Annotated in this window: 25 protein-coding genes; 13 read left to right on the forward strand and 12 right to left on the reverse strand. The window is 64.8% G+C overall.

Annotation, left to right across the window (positions count from 1 at the left end; translation table 11 throughout):
• Positions 1-17: 17 nt before the first annotated feature.
• The 7 genes from EV580_RS18820 to EV580_RS18850 form a co-directional block, all read right to left on the reverse strand.
• Positions 18-578 (reverse strand): TetR/AcrR family transcriptional regulator C-terminal domain-containing protein, encoded by a 561-nt coding sequence (locus EV580_RS18820; protein WP_133692711.1) that lies wholly within the window; start codon positions 576-578, stop codon positions 18-20.
• Entirely contained in the window at positions 578-2,317 is a 1,740-nt protein-coding gene (locus tag EV580_RS18825) for an N-acyl-D-amino-acid deacylase family protein (protein WP_133692712.1), read from the reverse strand. The genes EV580_RS18820 and EV580_RS18825 overlap by 1 nt, the downstream gene beginning before the upstream one ends.
• Positions 2,314-2,808: an SRPBCC family protein gene (locus EV580_RS18830; protein ID WP_133692713.1), complete on the reverse strand. Its 495-nt coding sequence runs from the start codon at positions 2,806-2,808 to the stop codon at positions 2,314-2,316. Before EV580_RS18830 ends, EV580_RS18825 begins: the two co-directional genes overlap by 4 nt.
• Positions 2,809-3,438 (reverse strand): nitroreductase family protein, encoded by a 630-nt coding sequence (locus EV580_RS18835; RefSeq protein WP_133692714.1) that lies wholly within the window; start codon positions 3,436-3,438, stop codon positions 2,809-2,811.
• Positions 3,439-4,275: 837 nt separating this feature from the next.
• On the reverse strand, positions 4,276-4,668 hold the full coding sequence (locus EV580_RS18840) for a nitroreductase family deazaflavin-dependent oxidoreductase (RefSeq protein WP_133692715.1): 393 nt from the start codon (positions 4,666-4,668) through the stop codon (positions 4,276-4,278).
• Positions 4,669-4,823: 155 nt separating this feature from the next.
• Entirely contained in the window at positions 4,824-5,249 is a 426-nt protein-coding gene (locus EV580_RS18845) for a hypothetical protein (protein ID WP_133692716.1), read from the reverse strand.
• Positions 5,250-5,404: 155 nt separating this feature from the next.
• Positions 5,405-6,112: a GAP family protein gene (locus EV580_RS18850; protein ID WP_133692717.1), complete on the reverse strand. Its 708-nt coding sequence runs from the start codon at positions 6,110-6,112 to the stop codon at positions 5,405-5,407.
• A 93-nt stretch (positions 6,113-6,205) separates the two neighbouring features.
• Here EV580_RS18850 and EV580_RS18855 point away from each other — a divergent pair, with 93 nt between their 5' ends.
• Positions 6,206-6,664: a hypothetical protein gene (locus EV580_RS18855; RefSeq protein WP_133692718.1), complete on the forward strand. Its 459-nt coding sequence runs from the start codon at positions 6,206-6,208 to the stop codon at positions 6,662-6,664.
• 23 nt (positions 6,665-6,687) lie between these two features.
• On the opposite strand, the gene EV580_RS18860 is transcribed toward EV580_RS18855, so the two are convergent.
• The gene (locus tag EV580_RS18860) at positions 6,688-8,232 is read right to left on the reverse strand and encodes a phospholipase D family protein (RefSeq protein WP_133692719.1); all 1,545 of its coding nucleotides are present in this window, start codon (positions 8,230-8,232) and stop codon (positions 6,688-6,690) included.
• A 61-nt stretch (positions 8,233-8,293) separates the two neighbouring features.
• Positions 8,294-9,148 carry a universal stress protein gene (locus EV580_RS18865; RefSeq protein WP_286171664.1) on the reverse strand — a complete coding sequence of 285 codons (855 nt, stop codon included), beginning with the start codon at positions 9,146-9,148 and terminating at the stop codon, positions 8,294-8,296.
• Between the two features lie 64 nt (positions 9,149-9,212).
• Between EV580_RS18865 and EV580_RS18870 the strand changes: the two genes are divergently transcribed.
• Complete coding sequence (locus tag EV580_RS18870; protein WP_166654767.1) at positions 9,213-9,677, forward strand: hypothetical protein; 465 nt, start codon at positions 9,213-9,215, stop codon at positions 9,675-9,677.
• 11 nt (positions 9,678-9,688) lie between these two features.
• Here the strand turns inward: EV580_RS18870 and EV580_RS18875 are convergent, their stop codons facing one another.
• Complete coding sequence (locus EV580_RS18875) at positions 9,689-10,459, reverse strand: dienelactone hydrolase family protein (RefSeq protein WP_133692721.1); 771 nt, start codon at positions 10,457-10,459, stop codon at positions 9,689-9,691.
• 125 nt (positions 10,460-10,584) lie between these two features.
• On the opposite strand from EV580_RS18875, the gene EV580_RS18880 reads away from it, so the two are divergent.
• The 10 genes from EV580_RS18880 to EV580_RS18925 all read left to right on the forward strand — a co-directional run bounded on the left by EV580_RS18880 (position 10,585) and on the right by EV580_RS18925 (position 21,056).
• Positions 10,585-12,270 carry a GMC family oxidoreductase gene (locus EV580_RS18880; protein WP_133692722.1) on the forward strand — a complete coding sequence of 562 codons (1,686 nt, stop codon included), beginning with the start codon at positions 10,585-10,587 and terminating at the stop codon, positions 12,268-12,270.
• Positions 12,271-12,307: 37 nt separating this feature from the next.
• Positions 12,308-12,790, forward strand: a complete 483-nt coding sequence (locus EV580_RS18885; RefSeq protein WP_133692723.1) for an SRPBCC family protein — start codon at positions 12,308-12,310, stop codon at positions 12,788-12,790.
• A 10-nt stretch (positions 12,791-12,800) separates the two neighbouring features.
• The gene (locus EV580_RS18890) at positions 12,801-13,268 is read left to right on the forward strand and encodes a nitroreductase/quinone reductase family protein (protein ID WP_166654768.1); all 468 of its coding nucleotides are present in this window, start codon (positions 12,801-12,803) and stop codon (positions 13,266-13,268) included.
• A 178-nt stretch (positions 13,269-13,446) separates the two neighbouring features.
• Entirely contained in the window at positions 13,447-15,363 is a 1,917-nt protein-coding gene (locus tag EV580_RS18895) for a hypothetical protein (protein ID WP_133692724.1), read from the forward strand.
• 95 nt (positions 15,364-15,458) lie between these two features.
• Entirely contained in the window at positions 15,459-15,854 is a 396-nt protein-coding gene (locus tag EV580_RS34090; RefSeq protein ID WP_133692725.1) for a lyase family protein, read from the forward strand.
• On the forward strand, positions 15,835-17,082 hold the full coding sequence (locus tag EV580_RS18905; RefSeq protein ID WP_166654769.1) for a threonine/serine exporter family protein: 1,248 nt from the start codon (positions 15,835-15,837) through the stop codon (positions 17,080-17,082). Before EV580_RS34090 ends, EV580_RS18905 begins: the two co-directional genes overlap by 20 nt.
• A gap of 79 nt (positions 17,083-17,161) precedes the next feature.
• Entirely contained in the window at positions 17,162-18,535 is a 1,374-nt protein-coding gene (locus EV580_RS18910) for a sodium/glutamate symporter (protein WP_133692727.1), read from the forward strand.
• Complete coding sequence (locus EV580_RS18915; protein ID WP_133692728.1) at positions 18,532-19,230, forward strand: AAA family ATPase; 699 nt, start codon at positions 18,532-18,534, stop codon at positions 19,228-19,230. Before EV580_RS18910 ends, EV580_RS18915 begins: the two co-directional genes overlap by 4 nt.
• A 74-nt stretch (positions 19,231-19,304) precedes the next feature.
• Complete coding sequence (locus tag EV580_RS18920; protein ID WP_133692729.1) at positions 19,305-20,606, forward strand: cytochrome P450; 1,302 nt, start codon at positions 19,305-19,307, stop codon at positions 20,604-20,606.
• Between the two features lie 30 nt (positions 20,607-20,636).
• Positions 20,637-21,056, forward strand: a complete 420-nt coding sequence (locus EV580_RS18925; RefSeq protein WP_133692730.1) for a type II toxin-antitoxin system VapC family toxin — start codon at positions 20,637-20,639, stop codon at positions 21,054-21,056.
• Between the two features lie 9 nt (positions 21,057-21,065).
• Here the strand turns inward: EV580_RS18925 and EV580_RS18930 are convergent, their stop codons facing one another.
• On the reverse strand, positions 21,066-21,848 hold the full coding sequence (locus tag EV580_RS18930) for a pentapeptide repeat-containing protein (RefSeq protein WP_166654770.1): 783 nt from the start codon (positions 21,846-21,848) through the stop codon (positions 21,066-21,068).
• A gap of 351 nt (positions 21,849-22,199) precedes the next feature.
• Between EV580_RS18930 and EV580_RS18935 the strand changes: the two genes are divergently transcribed.
• A complete protein-coding gene (locus EV580_RS18935; protein ID WP_133692732.1) occupies positions 22,200-23,000 on the forward strand; it encodes a DUF1906 domain-containing protein in 801 nt (266 codons plus the stop codon).
• A gap of 160 nt (positions 23,001-23,160) precedes the next feature.
• On the opposite strand, the gene EV580_RS18940 is transcribed toward EV580_RS18935, so the two are convergent.
• Positions 23,161-23,952 (reverse strand): SDR family oxidoreductase, encoded by a 792-nt coding sequence (locus EV580_RS18940; protein ID WP_133692733.1) that lies wholly within the window; start codon positions 23,950-23,952, stop codon positions 23,161-23,163.
• Between the last annotated feature and the right edge of the window lie 39 nt (positions 23,953-23,991).

The raw sequence follows: 23,991 nt of genomic DNA on the forward strand, positions 1-23,991 counted from the left end.
GGCCCATCGGGGCGTTGTCACACTGCTTCGAGCCCGGCGATCACAATGTCGAGCCCTTGCTGGAATCGGGTCTCTGGCCCTTCGGTGAGCTGATGTGGCAGGCCCTCGATAGCCTGCTCGAATTTCACCGACCCGAGAATGAAGACCGTCAGCAGTATGCGGGCCGATTCACGCTTGCCCGCGGGCACTCCAGCATCGATCACCAGCTGTTGCATCAACGAATCAACCTGTTGTGCAGCACCTTTCGCAGGGTGCGTCTGCAAGATGTCCGCGATTCCGTCGATCCGCAGCATCGCCTCTCGTGCACTGTTGGCGACGACTCGAATGCGCTGCTGCCACGACCCTGACTCCGGTAGCTCAACTGAGCCGAGGGTGGCCTCTGCGATCAGGTTCAACAGCTCAGCTTTGCCGTCGACATACCGGTACATCGCGGTGGTCGAGAGGCCGAGTTCGGTGGCCAGCGAGCGCACGGTGACGCTGGGGATGCCACCACGTTCGGCGACACGCAAAGCGGCCGCGACGACAACGCTGCGGTCCAGTTCGCCGTAGCGCAGGGGTTTGGGTTGTCCGTCACGCATCAGGCGCGCGCTCCCCGGATGAGGCCGCCCGGCCGTGCGTCGGTCAATTCGCCGCCGTCCACGATGGTCTGGCCCAGGACGAGCGTCTCGACGTAGCCCTCCGACCGTTGGATCAACCGCGCCGCGCCTGCGGGGAGGTCCGCGATGCGTTCGGGATAGTGCAGACCCAAGCGGTCGTGGTCGATCAGGTTGATGTCGGCCCGCTTGCCGGGCGCGAGGAGTCCGCGGTCGCCGAGGCCGTAGAAGGCAGCCGGGTCGCCGGTCAAGCGGTGAACCGCGGTTTCCAGCGGGATGCGGGGACCACGCGTCCTGTCACGGGTCCAGTACGACATCAGGTACGTGGTCATGCTGGCGTCGCACACGATGCCGCAATGGGCACCGCCGTCGCCGAGGCCTTGCAGGCTCACCGGATCGGACATCATGTCGTGCAGGTGGTGATAGTCGTTTCCGGCGTAGTTCAGTAGTGGAAAGAGGAGAAACTCTCGACCATCGGCCTGCAGGAGAACGTCGTAGGTGACCTCCCACGGGTCGCGGCGTTCTCGCTCGGCGATCGCGGCAATGCTGTCCTCGGTCGACGGCTCGTAGTCGAGCCGGTTGCCGAGCGGATAGACCCTCTTGAACGTGTGCCGGTTGAGTTGATCCGCCGAGGGCGCCCCGCTGCTATCCGGCGTCTCGGCCAGGATTCGCGCCTTCATCGCAGGATCTCTGAGCAGGCGCACGCGTTCCTCGATGGGGAGGTCCATCAGCGCGGCATACGTTGGGCGGTGCCGGAACGGGTTCATCCGTGACTGGTGGCCCATCAACATGCCGAACGCTCGGCTTGCGACCTGCGGGCGAACCTGTGCGCCAGCGGCATTGGCGGCATGGACATCGGCGAACCACCGCTGCCAGTCATGGGGATCTTGCTCGTTGACCATCGCCAGGAAGGTGAGCGGAATCTGGAATTGCTGCCCAAGCCGGGTGATCCACTCGATCTCGACGTCGATGGAATGGCGGTGATCGCCGCCCATCTCACCACCGACACCGGCTGGAACCACCTGCAGGACACCGGTGCCGGCTTCTGCCATGGCCGCCATCAAGGCAATGAGTTCGTCCTCGTCCGAGAAGGTGCCGGGAACCGGCTCACCCGCCGCGCTCCGATGACCGGCCGTGCGCCCGAAGGACATTCCCAATGCACCGTCGCGTATGCCCTGGGTGACCGCACGGCTCATGGCGGCGAGGTCCTCGGCAGTCGGGGCGTCGAGGGCGCGATCACCCATGACGTAGGCACGCAACGCGGCCTGCGGGATCTGGGTGCCGATATCGACAGCGCGGGGCATGCGTTCGAGTGCGTCGAGATACTCCCCGAAAGTTTCCCACTCCCAGGTGATGCCCTCGGCGAGTGCACTTCCCGGAATGTCCTCCACGCCCTCCATCAACTCGATCAGCCAGTCATGCCGGTCTGGCTGCACGGGCGCGAACCCGATACCGCAGTTGCCCATGATGGCCGTGGTGACGCCGTGCCAGCAGGACGGTGTCAGGTGTGGATCCCAGGTCGCCTGGCCGTCGAAGTGGGTGTGGACGTCGACGAATCCTGGTGTGACAGTGAGCCCATCGGCATCGATGGTGCGTCGCGCTGTTTCGCTCACCCGCCCGACTTCGGCGATCAGGCCGTCGTGTACGGCGATATCCGCGGTGCGGGCAGGCGCACCCGAGCCGTCGACGACCGTGCCGCCACGAATGATCAAGTCGTAGGTCACGACACCCTCCTGGTTGTCCCTGCTCGACCCAGCGTCTGTTGGTAGGTGAACAGATTGTCTGCGGAGATCTTCGCGTGCACCCGCCGCTCAAGCAGAGCCCGCAGCGCTGGGTTGTACACGTGATAGGTCTCATGAAAGGTCAGAAGCGTTGAGCCGTCCGGTTGTTCGGCCAACCGGTGGAAGCCCTCGGCGCGAGACCAGAGCGGCTTGCTGATCGAGACGTATCGCGAGATCTCGTCGATCCTGGCCTCGGTCACGATCTCCCAGGACCGGGCCTTACCGCCGGACAGCAGATACCGAGGCACCGGGAAAACGCAGGTCCGGACCAACCCCTGGCCGGCGTCGTCGCCGTCGTACAGGATCTCGATGCTGCCGGCCGGGTAGTCAAAGATGCGGGGGACCGTCGCGCCGTCGGGCACCCGGGGATGGAGTGCACGCCACACCTTACGGGGCGGTGCTTCGATTGCGAATGTTGCTGTGTAGGAGACCATTCAGTGCTCTCCCCAGGTGTTCCACGACGTCACTGTCTCCGGAGGAGGACGTGATGCAGGCTTGAAGTCGGTGCCGACGGTATAGGCGACGGGGAACATCGCGACCTGCATCACGGTGTCCGGGATGCCGAGTAGTTCGGCGACTTCCTGTTCTCTGGCCAGGTGCAAAGTGGTCCAGACCGAGCCCAAACCCCTGGAGCGCAGGGCAAGCATGAAGCTCCACGCGGCCGGAATGATCGACGCCCATGCCGAGGCCGCGACCAGACGATTGTTGGAGTCGAAAGTTCTTTCGATACAGGGGATTACCAGTACTGGCACCTTCGCCAAGACGGCCGTGAAGGCATGAGCGCTCTCGTACACCCGGCGGGTCTGCGGATCTGATTCCGTGGCGGCGGCGTTCTCGAGGTAGTCGTTGCCGACCTCGCGATAGATCTGGGCGATCGCCGCACGCTTGTCAGGGTCGGTGACCACCATGAAGCGCCAGTTCTGGTCGTTGCTTGCAGTCGGCGCTTGTATCGCGAGCCTCAGACAGTCGAGGACTACGTCGCGCTCGACTGGGCGGGTGAGGTCCAGTCGGCGGCGAACGGCTCTCGTCGTCGAGAGCACTTCGTCAATCGAGTCGATGTCCACTAGACTCAATTTTTACACTGTTAACTTCTGATCGGCAAGGGGTAGCCGGGAATTCAGGCCGAAATCGTCACTGTGACGTATTATGTTGCAGGCGTGGGACTTTCGGCGTTGGTGAAGTCTTGGACATGCCGCTGGCGGCAGGCCCGTCGACGTCACTGGCGACGGTGACAGTGGGCGCGGAGATGACCGAAAGATGGCCAAATATCCGCCGGATGGTCACTACAGAAGTCCAGTTGTGTTGTTGGGGAAGGTGATTCGCGTCTTGGGAAGGTCCAGCCCCGAAGGGGTAGTTATGTCACGTGACGTAATAAACTGAGTCGAATGGGGATGAGGGCAGGGCAGGGCGGGAGGGTGTGGTCGATGCTCGAACGCGGGGATCGTGCGGCGTGACCGGCGCGCAACCCCCTTCGATGCTGCGGGATGGCGCCCGAGGCGATGGGCGGCGTCGATGCCCAAGGGGCTGGGCCGGTCTCTAAACGTCACAGTGACGAATCGACCGTGCCGGGCTGGATGTGGGCGGGAGTGGAATTGGCTCCGTCTCAAGGCATTTGGGTGGTTTGGTTAGCCTAAAGCGCCGACGTGTCTGCGTTGACGGAGTCTGTGGCCGGAGGCCCAGTTTCGGTACCTGATAACGGTGCGGCTCAGAGAAGGGCGCCGGCCGCGGGTGGCTCGAATGACGTGTGCACGACGGCGGCGCCGGCGCGGTAGCGACTAGCCCCAGGTCATCGTTTTGCCGATAAGCCACATTATGTCAAGTTGGGTGGATTTGGCTCCACCCCTGGTGAGCTGCGTCGATACTTCTTGCGAGGCTGCTGCCTGGCTGCCGCTGTGGCGGCGTTATCCGGCTGATTCGTGGTACTCGGTCAGGTCGAGGAAGTCGTCCACCGCCAACATGCCCAGGACCCGTCGCTCGAGTGGTCTGATGCTCGTGCGCTCTGGGTCGTGGACGATCCGCGGCTCCGACAAAGTCAACGTGTGGCCCTGGGTTCGCAACGTACAACCCTGTGCCGCGACGACATTCTTCACCCATTGGCTATCGGCGCCGTAGGTGAGGGCGATGCGTACCCCGGTTGGCGTCCGAAAGACATTGACGGGGGTTGTATAGCTTCGCCCCGAGCTGCGACCCCGGTGGATCACCAGCCCAAACCCGGGTGCCCAGGGCGCAATATGTTGGGTGACCTTGTTGAGGCCCACTCGATTCAACCGGGCCACCGTCTTCGGAATCGGCATTCGCCACTCCTCTCCAAGTTGGTACACGCGCACCGTGGACTGCCGAACGCCCAAATACTGCCACGGTCCGATGGGCTTCACTCGACATGTTCACACGGCGATGTCGCGGTCCTTGGCTCGGTTGGACATCGATCGCCAACCGAGCCAAGCGCTGTTTAGTCGGGACCGCCGACTTGGATGCCCAGATTGGTTTGGTCGATGGCTTGTTGGGTCAAATTGATGGCGGTTTCTCGGTGGCCGCCCTTGTTGTCTTCGGCCGCTTGCAGCTCGCCCACCGCCATTTGCAGCCACGCGTTGGCGTTGTCCATCGCGGGTCCCATCGGCGGCAGCGGCGGGACGAAGAAGCCGTCAGGAGGCCCGCCAGCGAAGTCGATGCCCAGGTTGACCTGATCAATGGCCTGTTGCGCCAAATTGATTGCCGTCACCCGGTGTCCCCCCTTGTCGTCCTGGGCGGCTTGCAGGGCGCCAATCGCCTGCTGCAGGTCGTTCCTGGCGCTGTACATGCGGGGCTGGTCGGCATGAGCTGTGCCCACGCCGACGGTGGCCAGAGTCAGGGCGGTCAGACTCGCGGCGACGGTCATTCGAAGCGTTGCACCGGGCATACCTACGGTGTCCTCTCAGTGGGTGATATCGCCCTCATTGTTGCATGAGCAAACGCGAAGCATCCCCAAAATAGCTTGCCCACTTACTTTTCGGGCTAGCGCGCAAAACAAATCGGTGGGATGTAGGCGCAGATCTACAGGTGACTGATCCCCATGGCCAGGAACACCGCTGCGGCCGCCCACATGATGACGGTCAGCATCAATCGGTGGTGGATCTTCACCCACGCGTTGACCCGATCGACAACGGCACGGGTGGCGACCGGCGCCACCCGAAGACAGACAAGCGGGATCAGCGCGGCCGAGAATTCGCCCAGATTGAAGACGATCAACGCCGACAGCCGCGTTCCGGCCGCCGCATCCGCGGCGAAGATCGCCGCCATCGCCGCCAGATAGTGGGCGCCCGGCGACGCGGTGCAGAGTGCCAACGTGACCGGCAGCCACACCGACTCCCCCTTTAACGCCTTCTGAATTCGATCGGGCAGCCGGTCGAACAACGGCACCTGCGGGAGTCCGTCGATGTCGCTCTCTCCAGATGCTGATGCCGGCGACTTGCCGACCATGGCCGCCAATCGCCCGCTCAATGCGGCGACCAAGCCGATGGTGAACAGGATTCCTGCGACAGCGATTTCCACCTGCCAGGGAATGGTGCGTTGCGTTCCCAACACAGCTCGGCCGCCGGCCAGCACGGCCTCGCCGATGACGATACTGAGCGTGAAACCCACCATGAAGTAGACGGCCAGCGGCCGCGCCGGGTTCGGCCGCGACAGCAGGAATGCGCCCACGCCGACCCGTAGCGGATCAACAGTCCCCACGAGCGCCATCAACAGAACGGTGCTCCACACGGGCTACTCACCTTCCCGTCGTGTCTTGTGCGCATCATCGAGCATCGATTATCCATCCCACCCCCGCCCGCATCGGGCCGTAGACTCCGGTAAGTGCCTCGCATCCTGTCGACCCTGGTTGCGAGTGTCGCACCGCTGGTCCTCGTATCGTGCAGCGGCCCCGAGTCTGCTGCGCCGTCAACGACCCCGGCGGCCGCGTCGAGCGCCGTCACGCAGGCGACCTCGGGTGCGCCAACCTCAGGACAGCCGTGCCACCTCGTCGCGGTGCGCGATCTCATCGAGTGGCACAGATCCACCCACCCCGCCGGTCCTGAGGGCTGGACAGCGCCGCCAGCGTCGGCCGTCAAGTTCGGCAACGTCAACCTCGTGGGCTGTAAAAGTACGCTCGACGGATGGGTTGCGGACCATTCAAATAGCGAGGCCGAAACCCAGGCGGGATTCCGGGACTGCTTCGAAATCGGCTGGGCGGACGAGAACCCCGGTTATGACGTCCACGCCTTGCCGGCACCGCGCTTGAAAAGCGTTCTCTTACAGGCGGGCAACGACTGCTGACCAGACCGCTCGGCGGAAGCTCCTCACAGACGGTCGCGCAACCTGTCGCGCACCGAGCGGCCGTCGGGGTCATAGATCAGGCGGTACAGCGGTTCTGCCCATGCGCGGGTATGCCAGCTGAGACGCTCTGGCTTGTGCGGCCGCAACCGGCCCGGTGGCCTGGTCCCCCGACAGCCCGACGTGTACCACGCGTCCAGTGCCTCCGCGGCGGCGGTGATGTCGCGAACCGCTGTGGTGGGATCAACCAGACTTCCGTCCTGGCTACCGTCGGCATTCCGGTCCAAATGCTCGCGTAGCAGCCGCAATCTCAAATCTCTTGCGAAACTACCCTCGGGATCAATTACGGCACACGACAATTCACTGTCGTGGGTCCACGACCGCCGATTGAGATTGTCGCTGCCGACACACGCCCAAATGTCGTCGATGACGCACACCTTCGCGTGGACGTAGACCGGTGTGCCCCGGTGATTTTCGACATCGAAGATGTGCACGCGCTCAGGACTTGCGGCCTGGCAGGTCGCGATCGCCTGCCATCGACCGACCAGATTCGGGGGCAATTGCAGTCGACCGTCCACGTCGGGATAGCGCGGTATCACCGCGACGAGATGGAGGTCGGGATTATCGCGCAGCGCATTGGCGAACAACGTGGCCACTCGGGCCGACCAGAGATACTGGTCTTCGACGTAGATCAGTCGACGGGCGCGGGGAACCACCTTGTTGTAGGCGCGCGCGATGCTGCGCTCCCCGTGTGGTGCGAAGTCGAATTGAAAATGCGCGTCTGGGTAGGTGCGTAATACCTGAACGGCATGAGGTCCGCAGACCGGTGGGTCTGACGGCTGTTCCGGGAGCCGACCCGGCGAGAGATCCGCGCCGCGCACCTTGTCCATCAACCAGGCGACCGGAGACAGCGTATCCAGCGGTGCTGGATCGTTCCACCGCTCCCGGAAAGCGGTGTCGAGGGCGCCGACGGCCGGACCGCGAATCTGCAGTTGCACGTCATGCCACGGCGGGCGGCTTCCGTAACACTTGGCCATCCGCACCGCCTGCGGATCACCGTCGTGCGACTCGTCGTCGCGGCGGGAGTGGCATAAGTCGATGCCCCCGGCGAACGCGATATCCCGTTGTGGCGCTTCGGGATGACGAATCACCACTAATTTCTGATGGTGTGATCCACCCATGCGCACGCGCTGATCCAACAGCACTTCGCCCCCGGCCGCTTCGATGGCCTCACCCAGGTGCTCGTTCTCCTCCTCGCTGTACTGCAACTTGTCGAGATGAGATCGCCACACCAGCCCCTTGACCACCACACCACGTTGTGCGGCCTGACAGAACAGGTCCCGGATGGTAGGACCGTCATCGCGCAACAGTTGGTCGGGATCGCCGCGCCAATCGGTGAAGTAGACGTAGTCCCCCGCGCTCAGCGCCTCCACTTCGGTGGCGAGCCGCTCGAAGTAGTTGGCACCGTGAATGAGCGGCTCGACAGAGTTGCCTTCCGACCAAGCCGGTATTCGAGTGGCGGGGTTCCCCCGCTCGTCGCCGGTCAGGAACCACTCGGTCAGCTTCACCACGCTCTCAAAGTGCCCGTTCGGCGTTCGGACTACACCGGGTGCCCTCCGACGCTCATCGGGGCTACCGGACTACCAGCACCGGGCACTCGGCGTGGTGGATGAGGTTCTGGCTGACCGAGCCGAGGATAGAATCAGCGAGTTTTCCACGGCCATGACTGCCGACGACCACCAGTTGAGCTTCCCGGGACAGATCGGTGAGCCCCTTTGCCGGGCCGATGTCCTCAAAAATCTTGGTCACGTGGGCGTTCCGATACTTCAGGGCAAACGGTGCAACCATTTCGTCCAACCGCTGGCGCTGACGGGACTGCAACACGTCGAGCAGCTGCCAGTCCATTGGCCCCTCGCCACCGAGATCGCCCATGCCGACCGCCGCACCGATCTCCCACATGTGGACCACCGTCAGAGGTGCATGCAGTGCGGCGGCGACGTCGAAGGCCTCAGCCAGCGCGCGGCTCGAACCGTCGGACTCGTCGACGCCAACAACAATAGGTAGCGGCTTGCCGGTCCGCTTGGCGACTGGCTTCCGCCAGACCACGACGGGGCACGTCGTCCGGTGCAAGATCCTGACGGCGTGCCCGCCCAGGGCGCGATGGTCGGCCGCGCCTGTGCCTATGACGACGATTCGGGCGGTTTGAGAGGCGTCGGCCAGCGCGGTGGCAATCGCACCCTTGACGACTGCCGTGCGGATCGCAAGATCTGGATATGCCGACCGCACAACAGTTTCCGCCGCGGTGAGTGCCGTATCGCCGTCAGCGCTTCGGTCGAGTTGAGCGGTTGTCTCCGGACGGGCAAAATGCCAATCCAGCTTGGGAACCGCGTGCAGAAGCGTCAGTGGAAGCGCCTGTTTGGTGGCATACTCCGCCGCCCACCGGGCCGCGCCGAGCGCAGTGTCCGATTCGTCGATACCGGCGACCACGGCGCTCTCGTTGGCTGCGTCAGTCATTCCTCGACCCTATGCGGCATCGGCCTAAACTACGACGATGACGAACCGGATATCGGCCGCCGCCGTCACAGGCCTTGCGTCGCTGGTGGCGTTGATCGCAGGATGCAGTACCACCGCCGGGACACCGCAGACCCCGTCGGCTGCGGACAGCAAGCCGCCGACCACGACGAGTGGATTGGCGGCACCGGCACCAACGTCGGCGACGACGGCGCCCACCACCCCATCTGGGCCACCGGTGGGGACTGCGACCATGCAAATGGCCGGCACGGGGGCCGGTCCGGTCACCATTCGCTACCAAATCAACGGCGGCCCTGAGCAAATCGACACCAACGTCATGCTGCCGTGGGCCAAGGACTACCCCGTCTACAACGAGATCACGTCATCGGTGACCGCCGAAGGCGGCGGTCAGAACGTCCTCACATGCAGCATCACCATGGACGGAAAGCTCCTGGCGTTCCGCAGTGAACCCAACCCCACCTGTAGCTTCGCCTACTGGGGCTGACCTGGCGAGACCTATTGTCGCGCAGATGATTCGACGAGCGCCTCGTCGAACAATTCCAGCACCGCACGCCATGCGCGCGGAGTGTGCGACGGGTGATAACCGACGCCGGGCACGGTAGCCATGGTGTGAGTGCTCCCCCCGGTCGGCGACCCGTCGGGATTGGTCGGCTCAGCCCAGAACGCATGCTCGGCTCCGCCGTAGACATTGACGCGCCAGTCGACTCCGGCGTCCTGCAGAGCGCGGCCAAACGTGAGTACCTGCTCGGGGGTGCAAATCGGATCTTCGGAACCGGTACACAGCAGGACAGCACCGGTCACGTCGGTCCAGTCCGTCGTGCTGATGCCCAGAAGGCCGGGGTGGACGGCAGCAACGGCCTTGAACGCCACCCCCGCCCGGGCAAGTTCGAGCACGATGCGGCCGCCGGCGCCGTAGCCGAGAGCGGCAACCCGGTCAGGGTCGACACCGGGCACCGCGCGAAGGACATCAAGCGCGGCACTGCCGATAGTCCGCATTCGCTCAGGATCGGCCAGCAGGGGCATCACCCGGGCCAGCATCGCCTCCGGCCTGCCGAAGAACAACTCACCACCGTGATAGTCCATCGCCAAGGCCGCATAGCCCCGCGCGGCGAGGTCGTCGGCGCGACGCCGCTGATAGTCGTCGAGACCGATCCCGTCGTGTCCGATGAGAACGGCCGCCCAGGGCCCCACACCGGGTGGCAACGCCAGGTGGGCGACCATTGTCAGGCCGTCTACGTCGTACGTGACTTCACGCGATGCACTCATCGGCTCACACGCTATCGAGCGGTTGATGTCCCTGGTTCGCCGTTCACTTTCGGCCGAAACCGAGCACGATGTAGTCGTCGCGCACACTGGAACCCCTATCCGACGCCTGGAGGACCGATACCGGTATGAGCCCGGTCGCCGAATTCGACTTCGTCATCGTGGGAGCGGGCAGCGCCGGCTGTCTGCTCGCCAACCGACTCAGCGCCAATCCAGATCACCGTGTGCTCCTGATCGAGGCAGGCGGAGCGGACGACTGGTTCTGGATCAAGGTGCCGGTGGGCTATCTGTACACGATCGCGAACCCGCGTACCGATTGGTGTTTGGCGACCGAGCCCGACCCAGGGTTGGCCGGCCGCAGCATCCTGTACGCGCGGGGCCGCGTCATCGGCGGCTGCTCGTCGATCAACGCGATGATCCACATGCGCGGGCAAGCCAGCGACTACGAACTGTGGGCCAAGGCCACCGGTGACGAGCGATGGCTGTGGGGTGGTGCGGACTCCCCCGGTGAGACGCTGGCGATCTACAAAGAGCTGGAAAACTATTTCGGCGGTGCCGACGAGTGGCATGGCGCCGGTGGTGAGATCCGCGTCGAACGGCCTCGTGTGCGCTGGAAGATCTTGGACGCCTGGCAGGCCGCCGCTGCCGATCTGGGCATTGCCCCGATCGAGGAGTTCAACAGGGGCGACAACGCCGGCAGCGCGTACTTCCACGTCAATCAACGGCGCGGCCGTCGGTGGTCGATGGCCGATGCCTTCTTGCATCCGGTGGCCCACCGCCCCAATCTCACCGTCTACACACGCTCGCAAGTCGTGCGGCTTCTGATGGACGACCACGTCCGCGAGGACCAGCGCCGTGGGGCCTGGACCACCGCGCAGCACCGGGCGGTCGGCGTGCGGCTTCTGAAAGATGGACAACTCGTCGATATCCGAGCCCGCCGGGAAGTGATCCTGAGCGCCGGATCGATCGGCTCGCCGCATCTGATGCAGGTCTCGGGTCTCGGTCCGGCTGGGCTGCTCACCGAGCACCAGGTGCCGGTGGTCGCCGATCTGCCAGGGGTTGGCGAAAACCTCCAAGATCACCTGCAGATCCGAACGATCTATCGGGTCCGGGGTGCCCGGACGGTCAACACGCTCTATCGGAATTGGATCACCCGCGGGGGCATGGGACTCCAGTACCTGGCGCTGCGATCGGGACCCATGACGATGCCGCCGTCCACGCTGGGGGCTTTCGCGAAAAGCGATCCCGCGCTGGGCAGTCCCGATCTGGAGTGGCACGTGCAGCCCCTGTCGTTGCCGAAGTTCGGCGAACCGCTGCACTCCTTCGGGGCGATCACTCCCTCGGTCTGCAACCTGCGACCCAGCTCCCGAGGTCACGTGCGCATGGCCACCGCAGATCCCCTGATCAACCCGAAGATTCTCTGCAACTACCTGTCGACCGACGCCGATCGCCGCATCGCGGCCACCGGCCTCCGCATGACCCGTCAGATCATGGCGGCACCGGCGCTGGCCCGCTACGAACCGCAAGAAATGCTTCCCGGCTCGGAATTGGTGAGCGACGAGGATCTGCAGCGCGCAGCCAGTGAACTGGGTACGACGATCTTCCATCCGGTTGGGACCTGCGCGATGGGATCCTTTGACGCACAGGGTGTGCCGCGATCAGCAGCCACAGTGCTGGACACCGACTGCCGGGTGTATCGCGTCGCAGGCCTTCGCGTGGTGGATGCTTCGGCGATGCCGACGATCACGTCCGGCAACACCAACGCGCCGGTCATGCTCATCGCCGAGCGCGCAGCGCGGGCGATCACCGAGTAGCACTCACCGGACTGCCGCGGTCTGGCAGGATCGATCCGTGACCGAACGTATCGAGGTTGAACGACTCATCGCCGCGCCGGCTGCGGACATCTTCGCCGTGCTCTGCGATCCGCAGGGTCACGTCGCCATCGACGCGACGGGCATGTTGCAGGACGCCGACGGTCAGCCAGTGCGCGCCGTCGGCGACAGCTTCGTCGTGCACATGGACCGTGAATCGCTCAACGACTATCCGTTGGGCAAGTACAACGTCACCGTGTCGATCACGCAGTTCGAACAGGACCGGTTGATCGCCTGGACGATCTTCGGCCAGCTCAAGCCGGACATCGGCCACGTGTACGGCTACCGGCTGGAGCCGACGGACGGCGGTACGACCGTCACCTCGTTCTACGACTGGTCCGAGATCGATCCGCACTGGCGCGAGGCGAACATCTTCCCCATCGTCAGCGAACTGGCGTTGCGCGGGACGTTGGGAATCCTCGACCGTGCCGTGCGGCGCGGCTATCCGCAGGCGTCAACGTAGAGCCGACCTGATGCTGCGCGACGCGATCAGTGCGTTCCAGAGATGGCAGTACCGCGGCGGCCGTCCAGGGTTCTCAGCTCGTATCTCGAACCGGGTGGCCGCCATCGCCGTGGCGGCCGGTCTCGGGCCCGATTCTTCAGCCACCCTCGAAGTTCGTGGCCGCAAGACGGGTCGTGCGATCTCCTTCCCCGTGGTTATTGCGGACTACCGGGGCGACCGCTACCTGGTGGCCATGCTTGGCGAAGAGACGAATTGGGTGCGCAACCTTCGAGCGAACCCCCGAGCGGTGCTGCTGCACAACAAGAAACGCGAGGCGGTGACGGTGGTCGAGGACTTCACGGACGGCCGTCCGGCGATCCTGCGTCGATATCTCGAGTTGGCGCCCGGCGCGCGTCCGTTCTTTCCCATCGGTCCCAGAGCACCACTGACGGACTTCGAGCCGATCGTCGACGACTACCCGGTCTTTCGACTCGCCTGACGTCTGACCTGTGCGTCCCTGTGCGGGAGCTATGAGTTGATGAGAGTTCCGCCGCGCCGCTGGGTGCGCTGCGCGGGAATACGTAGATTTTAGTTGTGCTTGGTAAGTGAGGTAAGCACACAATCGCGCGGTCGGGAGCGACTCAACTACGGCTATCTGTCGTTGTCAGGAGGCCGCCATGACGACTCTCAGTCCCCCGCCCATCCGCGAGAACATCCTGCAGTTCGCTGATGCCGAACCGGAGCCGCCGTCGCGATGGCGCCGCTTCATCCCCCACTCCCGCCGCGCCAAGGCGGCTGTCGCCGGCGGGTTGAGCGTGCTCCTGGTCGCGGGCGTCCTGACGGCGACGTACGAGACGTCACCGGGCGGCACTCTGTGGGGTGCCGAGAAGATGATCTTTGCAGAGCATTCACAAGACGTTGCCCTGGCCGCGGTCGTCAGCGATCTCAAGCAGGCTCAGGACATCCTCGGTGGCGGACAACAGCCCACTCCCGATCAGCTGACCGCGGCCCGCACATCCCTCAATCAGGCCAAACAGGACCTCGACTATCTCTCAGCCTCACCGCAGCGAACCAGCCTGCAGAACCTGTATCTGCAACTGACACAACAGCTTCTGCAGTACACGCCCGAATCGGTGCAGCAACTTCCGCCGCTGCCACTGCCCCCTCCTGCCGACCCCTCGCAGGCGCCGGATGTGGCGCTGACGAGCGCATCGGCGCCCAGTTGGGGTTACCCGATCACCGATGAGTCGGCGACGTTGGCCCCGCCGCCGGGTGTCCCGGACGCTCCGTTGGCTGACTGGCCCCAGCCCTACGCGCCTCCGCTGACACCGAACCTCGGAGACCTCGGTTATTACGACCCGTCGTGGGGACAGCTCTACGGCTACGACCCAGGCGACTGGTACAACTATGACCTCAGTGGCTACAACCAGTACGGCTATGACTTCCTGGGCTTCGATCGGTGGGGCTATGACCGCTGGGGCTACGACCGGTGGGGCTATGACCACTGGGGCTACAACTGGGCGGGCTACAACTGGGCCGGCTATGACCGCGACGGCTGGGATCGCGACGGCCGCAACGACTGGGGCCAACGCCGTGACCATCCCGGCGACCCACGTAATCAGGACTGGTACAACGACCACCACGCCTACCAGCAGTACTACCAGTGGAAATTCCAGAACAACGACCCGGTCTATCACCGCACGCAATGGGATCAGGCTCATGGATTCAACGCGAACCTCTACCAGAACTGGAACAGGAACCGAGACTGGCAGAATCCGCGAAACCGGGACTGGGCACCGCCGGCCGCGGCAGCAGTCACGAACATCGACGTCCGCGCCTCGTCCCCAGTGGTCAACCTGAATGCCTCACTGACACAGTTCATTTCCACCGACAAGGCGACCAACTCGGGGCAATTGCTGAAGGACCTCGCCAACAAGCCTGCGCGCGAGTTCACCAATGAACTCAACCCGCGGATCACGATGTCCACGGGATTGCAGCCTCAGCCACTGTCGACCCTTGGCAAGTTACCTGCGGGAAATCACCAAACAGCCTTGGCGCCACCAATATTGACCGCACCCGCGCCGGCAACGCCACCGTCGAAGGTGTCACCCGGGTTCGCCGCTCCCAAGCTCTCGCCGGCGCCCGCGTACACACCGCCGAAAGCCGACCAACCACCGGGCAGCCGCGAGCCGGGACGGGACGCCATGCCCCCGTCAGGACCTGTGGCGGTCCCGCCGAAGGCCGACCCGCAACCCGCCCCTCCCCCGGCTCCGCGTGAGGTCAATCCGGCTGAGCAGGCACCGGATCCGGTGCCACATCGGCAGGCCCAAGAGCAGCCGCCTGCTCAGGACGCACCGGCTCCACGAGCGCCGTCGCCCGCGCCCAAAGCGGAGGCCCCAGTGCGTCCGGCACCGGAGCCGCAGGCGCCCGTCCGCCAAGCGCCCGCTCCCCGCGCGCACGAAGCACCGCCACAGCAGCCGACCCGACAGGCACCGCCACAACACGAGGCGCCCGCACCGAGGCCCGCCCCTGAACAGCACTCTGCACCTGCGCCCTCTGGTCCGAAGTGTTCGATGCCGGGGATGTGCGGATAACCAACGAAACCCGGCGCCGCGAACCTCTTCGAAGTGAGCAGTAGTCCTGCAGAATCGGGATGAGTCTGCCCACTTCGACTTACGGGACCGCCAATATGACTGATCAGGGCCAAGATTCGATACCGGAGTACACCGACGTCCCCATCGGGATCGACGCTGTCGGTACCCGAAGTGAATTCGACAGGCTCGGGACTGTCGAGGTCCCGGCCGACAAGTATTGGGGAGCGCAGACGCAGCGCTCTCTGCAGCATTTCTCGATCGGCAAAGACCACATGCCCATTGAGGTCTATCGCGCCTACGGGCTGGTGAAGAATGGCTGCGCACTTGTCAACGAGCGTGCGGGACGGGTCGATCACTATGTCGCTACCAGTGCCATGCTGGACAGCACGCTGCGTGACGCGGCGCTGGTATCGGGCAAACTCACCGCCGAACAATTCGATTCCGTCGTCAAGCCACATGACATGGTCGGCGATGGCATCGCAGGAGCCTGATCCCGTCGCGCCGAAGGCGCTGGACATCATCGCCCGCACCGCGGCATTCCTCCACGACCACGGTCAGTCGACCTCCATGACGCTCACTGCTGTCGAGCGGCTCAGTCGCGGACTGTCTCAGCCCGCGGTGGTGATACCGGCGTGGGCGTCGGTCACGGCGTACGACCCCCGCCCAGGCGGGGCTCTCATCATCACCACCGCCCGGCCCAACGTCGTCAACATGCGCAGGGTGGGGGTCGTGATGCGCGCCGTCGACGCGGCCGAGGACGGGCCCGTTCTCGAGGCCGACATCGAGCGCGCTCTCATGGAGGCGCGCAACCTTCCGGTCTCTGCCACAACACCATTCGTCGCCGCCTGTGCGTTGGGCGCCGCGGCACTCGCATTGGTCTTCGGCGCCACCGACGTTCGCGTCATTGCACTGGTCGCGGCCGCCGCGGGGATCGGAGGTCTGCTACGAAGGCTGTCGGGGCGCTTCTCCGTAGGCCCGCTGGTCGAGACGTTCGGCGCCGCGCTGGTGGCCGGAGTCGCCGGCGCCATCGCTGTGCACGCCGATTTCGGTCACGCGGCGCTGGTGGCGGTGTGTCCGGCAATGGTCCTCGTGCCAGGGCCCCAAATCCTCATCGGCGCAATGGATCTCCTCGCGCTGCGGGTACCGCTTGCGGTTGCGCGTCTGAGCTACGCAGCTCTGGTGCTGGCCACCATCGCCGCCGGCCTGATCGTCGGACTGCGCGTGGGCGGCCAGAGTCTGGCGGTGACATCGCCAAGCACTGACGTTCCGTTCCTCGTGGACGTCTTCGCCGCTGGTGTCGCAGCCGCGTGCTATCCGGTGTTTTTCTCCATGCCCTACCGACTGCTGGGCTGGCCGATCGTTGCCGGTATGGCCGCACATGCGCTGCATTGGTGGTCGATGACTGCGTGGCACGCAAGCTTGCCGACGGCGGCCCTCTTCTCCTGCCTCCTCGTCGGCGCTCTTCTCACGCCCGTCGCCTATCGGTTACGAATCCCCTTCGCGGCAATCGGATTCGCCGCGGTGGTGGCACTGGTTCCCGGCGTCTACGTCTTCCGCACAGTCGCCGGTCTCGCCGAGATGGTGTCAGCACCGACGACCGAGTTGATGCTCGACATCGGAATGAACGGGGTCACCGCCGCACTGACCGTTGCCTGCATGGCGTTGGGTCTGACCCTGCCGACGTTTGTGCGGGACCGAATCTTGAGTCGGACTCAGTGAGGTATCAGGCATGACAATTTCCGTCGCCGACGCGCCGGTGCCCGTAGGTTGAGAGCCACCCCTTCGACCGAGGATTCTGATGTTCAACCGGCTGACCGACGCACAGACGGTCGGCTTCGCGTTGGTGATCCTCGGTGTGATGTTCGGCGTCGGCTGGATCGTCCGTTCGCGCCTGAGCTTTCTGCGCGCGATGTTCATCCCCTCGAGCATCGTCGCCGGCTTCCTGGTGTTGCTCTTGGGACCGCAGGTGCTGGGCAGGCTCATCGGCACCAACGGGCTGTTTCCCACCGAAGTGCTCGACATCTGGCGCGTGATGCCGGGTCTGCTGATCAACGTCGTTTTCGGCGCGATCATGATCGGCAAGACGCTGCCCACACCCCGTAGGCTCTGGCAGGCTGCCGCTCCACACGCCCTATTCGGAACGTTCCTGTCGCTCGGCCAATTCGCGCTGGCCGGCCTTGCGGTGCTCTTCATCCTCGGACCGGTTTTCGGGTTACCCCCTGCCGCGGGAGCGCTGCTCGAGATGTCGTTCGCCGGCGGGCACGGCACGATCGCCGGGATGGGCCAACTCCTCGCCGAGGCCGGAGCTCCGGAGTTGGTGGACGTCGGTCTGGGTTTGGCGACGATCAGCATGATCACGGGAATCGGAGTCGGTTCGGCACTCGTGCGGTGGGCGGTACGCAGCCCGCGAGTCACGGTGGCGCGCAACGCAGCTCTCACCACGCACGACGATTACGACATCGACCGCGTACGTCCGGCACCCGTCGACGAACGTGAGCGCACGGACGACGGAATCCACTCCACGGTCCTCGCCTTCGCGCTCATAGCGGCCGCGATCGCCGTGGCTATCGCCTTGTTGTGGGGGCTGCGCTGGGTCGCCAACGCGGGTGGTTCGGATATTTTCGACAGGCTTCCGCTCTTCCCCATCACCGTCATCGGCGGGTTCCTCGTGCAGTGGCTGGCGACTAAGACCGGGCAAGCCGCCAAGATCGACAAACGAGCAGTGGACGGCATCTCGGCGGTGGCGCTCGATGCCCTGCTGGTGTGTGCGATCGGCACGATGTCCTTGGCGGCACTGGCCTCGAACGTCCCAGCCATCATCGTGTTCACCGTCATCGGTGTGCTGTGGAGTGCGATCACGTTGATCTGGTTGGGCCGGCGATTCCACCGCCACAACTGGTTCGAGCACACCATCGCCGACTTCGGCCAGTCACAGGGCAATGTCGCGACGGGATTTGTGTTGGCGGACATGGTCGACCCGCAACGGCGCACCAGCACGGCCAACGACTACGGCTACAAACAACTGATCTACGAGCCGATCCTCGGTGGCGGACTCATCACCGCGCTGTCGGTCCCGCTCATCACAGACATCGGCTTGCCGGCGTTCACCGCGGTGAGCGTCGTGCTCCTGCTTATCGTGGGCGCCTGGGGAATTCGCCGAGGCGCTTCATGAGGATCGCCGTCAGTGGCTCCCACAGCATGGGCAAGTCCACTCTGGTTCGAGACTTTCACGCGGCGCATCCCGAGTTCGTGATCGAGGACGAGCCGTACCGCTATCTCGCCGCTCACGGTGAACGAATCCACTTCGCGGAGCGCGCCAGCCAACGCTGCAACACCCTGATGACACAGCACGCGATCAGTCGCATCATCGAGGCGCGGGATATCCGGCCGGGTACGAACGTCATCTGCGATCGCAGCTGCCTTGATTTCATTCCCTACTCGGAGTACGCGCGCGCCATGGGTGGCGAGGAAGGCGTTCCCGAAAGCGACCGGCGCAGAACGCTGGAAGTCCGCGCTGACATGCAGGAGAAGAACAACGCGCGGTATCCGTCGGATATCACGGCTGCCTTCATCGACGAACTGTGGGACGTCGTTGTCGACAGCGATGCCTTGCGCAGCTACGACCTGATTGTGTTCCTTCCACTCACCGGTGACCCGGCGGTCGATCCGGCGATGGAGGACGACGGGATCCGCTCGGTGGAATCCTTCTACCGCAACTGGATCGATCGCGCGTTCAAGAGGCTGTACCGCGAGGAACTGCCTCGGCGTGCTCCTCTGCCCTGCCGATTTGCCGAGCTCACGGGTGATCGGGAGGAGCGAGTGAGAGCGCTGGAGCGAATCATCGACGAAATGCGCAAAGTTAAGTAGTCCAATACCTGTGCCCTTGGCTTCGGCCTCCGTGATCATGGATGAGGCGGACGCGGTCGGCTCGGGAGGTCACCATGACAACGCTCGAATCGGGTATCAACCACAGCGCTAACGGCACACCGCCACCTCACGTGCCGTTGAGCGATATCGACTTGGGCTCACTCGAGTTCTGGGGATGGGACGACGACCGCCGCGACGGGGCGTTCGCGACCCTGCGCCGCGAGGCGCCCGTCGCGTTCTTCGAGGCCGCGACGGTACCGGGATTCGAATCAGGCCCCGGCCATTGGGCGTTGACGTCCTTCGACCATGTGCACCATGCGAGCCGGCATCCCGAGGTGTTCAGTTCCGTTCCGACCAGCGTGTCCCTGAGTGAGATCGACCCGGCGGTCGCGGAATTCAGCGGATCGATGATCAACCTCGACGATCCGCGCCATCTGCGGCTGCGGTCGATCGTCAATCGCGCGTTCACCCCCAAAATGGTGGCCCGCATCGACGAGAGCGTCCGTCATCGCGCGCAGCAACTGGTGAGCGACATGGTGGCCGCTCATCCCGATGGGACGGCCGATTTCGTCGCGTCTTTGTCGGGTCCGTTTCCGCTACAGATCATCTGCGACATGATGGGCATCCCTGAGGCCGACCAACAGAAGATCTTCCACTGGACCTCGATCGCCTTGGGAATCGGCGACAAGGAGGTGGCCTCCGACCACGATGTGGTGATCCAGGCGGTGCTCGACATCGCCGCGTACGGCATGGAGTTGGCCGAGGCCCGCCGCTGCGAGCCTGCCGACGATCTGACCTCGAACCTGGTGCACGCGGAAGTCGACGGCGAGCGGCTGTCGTCCGCGGAGATCGCGTCGTTCTTCATGCTGTTGTCGGCGGCGGGCAATGAGACCACCCGCAATGCCATCAGCCACGGCATGGTGGCGTTGAGCCGGTATCCCGAAGCGCGGCAGACCTGGTGGGCCGATTTCGACGCCGTCGCCCCCAGCGCGGTCGAGGAAATCGTGCGCTGGGCGACCCCGGTGATCTTCATGCGGCGCAATCTCACGCAGGACGTCGAACTCGGCGGCGTGACGATGAAATCCGGCGACAAGGTATCGATGTGGTACAACTCGGCCAATCGCGACGAAGCCAAATTTGACAACCCATGGTCGTTCGATGTCATGCGAAATCCCAACCCGCACTTGGGATACGGCGGTGGCGGAGCCCACTTCTGTCTGGGCGCAAACCTCGCCCGGCGAGAGATCCGGGTGATGTTCGAGGAGTTGCACGCCCGCGTTCCCGACATCGTCGCCGTCGAGGAGCCCGCGATCCTGCATTCGGCGTTCATCCACGGCATCAAACGATTGCCTGTCGCCTGGACTCCCCCGGGCTGACCGCCGGTCGCCTCATGCGAAGGTGCTGAGATGACAATCTTCGTCGTCGACGCACCCGTGGCCATCGACCTCGCGGTCAAGGGAGCAACGATTCCTCCGGAGCACAGTCTGGCGGCTCCCACGCTGCTACGTTCACAGGCGCTGGCGCTTGTGTACGGATCGGTGCAGCGCGGCGAGATCGATCAACGCGCCGGCCGCAAGATCCTCGACGATATCCGTGGGTTGCGGATTCGGCTGCTGGGCGACCGGTCGCTGCAGGACACCGCATGGCGAATCGCCGCCAAGTTGGACTGGCCCGACACCTATCGGACCGAGTACATCGCGCTGACCCAGCTGCAGGCCGATGCACTGGCCACCGCAGACAAGAAACTCGCCGCTGCGGCACGCGCATTCGTTGTGGTCGTGTCGCCGGCCGACATCGTCACAGGTGTCCCTAAATGCGCTGATTGACAACAGGATTCATCCCATGCATGCGGTAATGTTTCGGTAGCCGCACTGGTCCTCGCGGGGTCGGCTGGGTGGCGGTGTGAATCCTTCGGGCCATGTCGTTGTGGCGTCGTACACGATGCGGCCGAGATTCGCCCCGGCCAGGTTCGCGCCGACCAAGTTCGCGTAGGAAAGGTCGGCGGCGTAGAGGTTTGCGCCGGTCAACTCTGCGTGATCCAGTAGTGCGGAGTGGAGGTTGGTCATGCTCAGGTTGGCGCCGGCTAGGTCCGCGTCGGTGAACTCGGCGGCGTTGAGATTCGCTCGCTGCAGGCTTGCGTTGGTGAGGCTTACGGCCGGCAACCACGCTTTGACCAGACTCGAGGCGTCGAGGAGCACCCCGTCGAAGTTCTTTCCTGTCAGGATGACGTTGGCCAGACAGGTAGACCGGAGATCGATCCTCTCGGGTTGCCCCGCCCTCTGGTCACGTCGTCCGATCACCGTCAGCGCGGCGTCAACGTCGACGGTGGGAGTTGACGAGGCGGTGCATGTGTCCACCGGTCCCGCATGCGTGCGGACGTAGGCGCTGAGCACTTCGAAGATCACACCGCGGTCTGCATTGGAATCTCCGGCGAGACCTTCCAGCGAGTAGATGCCGCCGAGGCGGATATCCAGCTTGTCGGAGCCGAGTTGCTCGACCGCCTTCGTGAACCGGTCGGTGACCTGTCCCCTCTCGGAGAGCGTGTACTGCTGTTCAGTGGACCTCAGGGATTGGGCCGAGAACCACAACGCGGCAACGGCCGTGAGCGCCGTGGCCACCGCCGCGAGCTTCGACCAGCCGGTCCAGTTGACTAGCCGGTGGCCTCCCCGCCGAACGGACGCGACCGCCCGCTGCCGGCGGGTCAGGAGTGGCGCCGGCTGTCTCAGCCGTAGACGCTGTTGGCCACCGCGAGAAAGTCGAACGCCGGCAGCCCGATTGCTCGGTTCACGCGATGCCGCGGGTAACGGACTCACCTATCAATGATCTTCCGGACGCTCGGGGTTGCACGCGCAGCGGACTACTCGTATCCGGGCAGGTGGGTAACGGTCCGAACTCATCTTGGGTCAATACCGGACACAAGAAGCGAGTCGCTACACCAGTAACAACAGTCACATCGTTAACATCACGCGATGCACGATTGGCTCCCGGCTGCCCGCGAACGGCCGTCACGCCCGGTTACCCGGCGTGACGCGCTGCGCTATGCCACGGCGCTGGCGGGGCTGGGGGTGGCGTCGTTGGGCGCGGGTACGCCCACCGCGGCGGCCGCGGCCCCCACGCTGATCGACTTCGCCGCCAAACAGATCCCCGCACAGGACATCCGGGCTGCCGGCCATTCGGGGGTGGTCAACTACGTCTCGATGTCCCGGCCCGGCTCATCATTCGGTGCCAAGCCGATCACGTTGCCGTACGCCAAGTCGCTGACCGCGGCGGGCCTGGTGATCGTCAGCAACTATCAGTACGGCAAGCCTGGCGGCACGGCGCCCTCAGATTTCTTGCGGGGCTACGCCGGGGGTATCGCCGACGCCCGCACCGCCTGGCAGCTGCATACTGCGGCCGGCGGCGGACAGAGCGCGCCGATCTACTTCACCATCGACGAGGACATCGACCGCGATACGTGGAACCGCGTGGCACTGCAGTGGTTTCGCGGCATCAACTCCGTCATCGGGGTCCAGCGCACCGGCGTCTACGGCGGCATCGATGTGTGTGAGTGGGCCGCAGCCGATGGCGTCCTCGGAAAGTCGAGCACGCCTGGCCGCTGGTGGGCCTGGCAGACCAAGGCCTGGTCGGGGAACAAGGTCCACCCCGGCGCCGCGCTCTACCAGCGCGTGGTAGCTACCGCGTCGAATCCGGGCCCGCTGGTGGGCGGCCTCGAAGTCGACGTCAACGACGTCCTGGCCTCCGACGTCGGCCAGTGGAACCTACATCCCTGACCTCAGTCGGCGCAGGACGTGCAGTCGGGGCTGTCGATGTCGAGTTGCCCGCAGGTCGGGCAGATGAACGGAATCATGAGCTGTCCTCCGTCTAACGGTTCGACGTCGGCTGACCGCGACGTTGGCGCTTTTTTACCCCGCGCCGTCGGGCTCGAAACCCCTAACCCAGAGCGCTCTTGTAGCGGCGCATCCCGGCAATCCACCGGTCGTAGTCGGCACCCTTCTGCCGGTACATGGTCAACACCTCGGGGTGCGGCAAGACCAGGAAGCCGCCGTCGATGACGGCCCGGACCACCAGGGCGCCGACAGTGTCTGGTTCGATCACCGCGCCGGAGTTGGTGACGGCAGCACCGGCCAACCGGATCTGCTCCTCCGGCGACTCGGACATCCCGCGTAGCAGTGGGGTGTCCACGCCCATCGGGCACACGCAGCTCACCCCGATTCCGTTGTCGCCGTAAGTGATGGACAACCATTCGGCGAATCCGACGGCGGCGTGCTTGGTCACGCTGTAAGGCGCCCCACCCACTTGGGTCAGGAGGCCGGCAGCCGAGGCGACGGCGACGAAATGACCGCGGCCGCGCTCGACCCATTCCGGCACAACAGCTTTGGCGGCGCGGATGTGTGCGCGCAGGTTGATATCGATGATCCGGTCCCAGGCGGCTTCGTCATCGCCGAGGCCGCCCTGCCCGGCGATGCCCGCATTGGCGACGTAGATGTCCACCGGGCCGAACGTCTGGCGCGCGGTCTCGAGAAGGGCAGCGATGCCCGCTGTGTTCGAGGCGTCCGCCGACACCGGGACACCGCCGATCGCCGCGGCCGTCTCGCCGGCCGATGCCTCGTCGATGTCGCCGACCACCACCGACGCGCCGGCCGACGCCAGCGCTGCCGCAATAGCTCGGCCGATGCCCGAGCCCGCTCCGGTGACCACCGCCACCGATCCGTCGACGTTCACGGCACATGTCTAGCCCACACCGATTGCCGGCGCGGCGAG

It is taken from the genome of Mycobacterium sp. BK086 (assembly GCA_004362315.1).
Lineage (GTDB): Bacteria > Actinomycetota > Actinomycetes > Mycobacteriales > Mycobacteriaceae > Mycobacterium.